Source organism: Ciceribacter sp. L1K22 (genome assembly GCF_017599385.1).
Lineage (GTDB): Bacteria > Pseudomonadota > Alphaproteobacteria > Rhizobiales > Rhizobiaceae > Allorhizobium.
Genome location: NZ_JAGFPK010000001.1, coordinates 3,687,117 through 3,689,616 on the forward strand (window position 1 = coordinate 3,687,117; position 2,500 = coordinate 3,689,616).

Annotated in this window: 1 tRNA gene and 2 rRNA genes (1 of these 3 running past the window's edge); all 3 read right to left on the minus strand. The window is 54.8% G+C overall.

The annotated features are described in order from the left end of the window. A tRNA-Met gene (locus J5J09_RS18055) sits at nucleotides 1-77 on the minus strand. A 265-nt stretch (nucleotides 78-342) separates the two neighbouring features. Further along, nucleotides 343-457 (minus strand): 5S ribosomal RNA (rrf, locus tag J5J09_RS18060). Nucleotides 458-758: 301 nt separating this feature from the next. After that, nucleotides 759-2,500 (minus strand): 23S ribosomal RNA (locus tag J5J09_RS18065); it runs 1,144 nt beyond the window's last position.

The window sequence follows — 2,500 nt, forward strand, 5'->3', positions numbered from 1 at the left end:
TGGTTGCGGGGGCAGGATTTGAACCTGCGGCCTTCAGGTTATGAGCCTGACGAGCTACCGGGCTGCTCCACCCCGCGCCAAGCGCATTCGGCTTTGCCGAATGTCGCGACTGCGTCACAGCCAGGCTGTGACGCTACTTGTGGAGCAAAACGCAAGGTTTTGTCTCCTGTAAGGAGGGCACCGGCCTGAGGCTGTGTTCCACCTTGCATTCTTTTTTGATCTGCTTAACCCCTGTAACGACGAAAGGCCGCTTTTGGGGCGGCCCTTTGGTTTTGGCCAGGGGCCGCATGTTTTGTTTCGAGAAGATTGTGTTTCATCGTGTGATGACATTGCCTTTAATAGACCTGGCAGCGACCTACTCTCCCGCGTCTTGAGACGAAGTACCATTGGCGCTGGGGCGTTTCACGGCCGTGTTCGGAATGGGAACGGGTGCGGCCGCCCCGCCATGACCACCAGGTCAATTAAGGGCAATGTGATTTGAGAAGCTGGCACAGGCATTCGCCTGTTTTCTTTATTTGAACACGTCGGTTTCTTCTGTCTTCACGCTGTCGCGATCTTCGATCGCTGCGCTGCAGACGGCGCGCCAAACTGTTGGCGACGAACTATCGTTCTGCATGGGGACCCCGCTCGAGGTGTGAGCATGGCAGCCATACAGCGCGCTAGCGCGTCGGCCATGTTTGGCCGGCCCGTCCGGAGCGCTTTCGCGTCAGGACAGAAGAGATGGCTCATCGATTTATCGATGAGCACAAGCAATAAGAACGATCAAGCCAATCGAGCTATTAGTAACGGTAAGCTTCACACATTGCTGCGCTTCCACATCCGTCCTATCAACGTGGTCGTCTTCCACGGCTCTGATAGGGAATACTCGTTTTCAGGTGGGTTTCCCGCTTAGATGCCTTCAGCGGTTATCCCTTCCATATATAGCTACCCTGCTATGCCGCTGGCGCGACAACAGGTCCACCAGAGATATGTCCATCCCGGTCCTCTCGTACTAGGGACAGATCCTGTCAATATTCCTACACCCACGGCAGATAGGGACCGAACTGTCTCACGACGTTCTGAACCCAGCTCACGTACCGCTTTAATTGGCGAACAGCCAAACCCTTGGGACCTGCTCCAGCCCCAGGATGCGATGAGCCGACATCGAGGTGCCAAACAACCCCGTCGATATGGACTCTTGGGGGTCATCAGCCTGTTATCCCCGGCGTACCTTTTATCCGTTGAGCGATGGCCCTTCCACGCGGGACCACCGGATCACTATGACCGACTTTCGTCTCTGCTCGACTTGTCAGTCTCGCAGTCAGGCGGGCTTATGCCATTGCACTCGACGAGCGATTTCCGACCGCTCTGAGCCCACCATCGCGCGCCTCCGTTACTCTTTCGGAGGCGACCGCCCCAGTCAAACTACCCACCATACACTGTCCCGGACCCGGATGACGGGCCGCGGTTAGACATCCATGACGATAAGGGTGGTATTTCAAGGATGGCTCCACGAAGACTGGCGTCCCCGCTTCAAAGCCTACCACCTATCCTACACATGCCGACACGAATGCCAGTGTAAAGCTATAGTAAAGGTGCACGGGGTCTTTCCGTCTAACCGCAGGAACCCCGCATCTTCACGGGGAATTCAATTTCACTGAGTCTATGTTGGAGACAGCGGGGAAGTCGTTACGCCATTCGTGCAGGTCGGAACTTACCCGACAAGGAATTTCGCTACCTTAGGACCGTTATAGTTACGGCCGCCGTTTACTGGGGCTTCGATTCAAAGCTTGCACCTCTCCTCTTAACCTTCCAGCACCGGGCAGGCGTCAGACCCTATACGTCGTCTTGCGACTTCGCAGAGCCCTGTGTTTTTGATAAACAGTCGCTACCCCCTGGTCTGTGCCACCCCTTCATACTTGCGTACAAAAGGGTCACGCTTCTTCCGAAGTTACGCGTGCAATTTGCCGAGTTCCTTCAACATAGTTCTCTCAAGCGCCTTGGTATACTCTACCTGACCACCTGTGTCGGTTTCGGGTACGGTCTATACGGTGGAGCTATTTCCTGGAACCGCTTCCCCGCCCAGACAATCCAATAAGTCTGAACGAGTTACGCAATCCGTCACTACCACCAGGCCCACGAATATTAACGTGGTTCCCATCGACTACGCGTGTCCGCCTCGTCTTAGGGGCCGGCTAACCCTGCTCAGATTAACTTTAAGCAGGAACCCTTGGTCTTTCGGCGAGGGAGTCTCTCACTCCCTTTATCGTTACTCATGTCAACATTCGCACTTCCGATACCTCCAGGACCCCTCACGGGTATCCCTTCACAGGCTTACGGAACGCTCCGCTACCACGTATCTTGCGATACATCCTCAGCTTCGGTGCATGGCTTTAGCCCCGTTACATTTTCGGCGCAAAGACCCTTATTTAGACCAGTGAGCTGTTACGCTTTCTTTAAATGATGGCTGCTTCTAAGCCAACATCCTGGTTGTTTTGGGATCCTCACATCCTTTCCCACT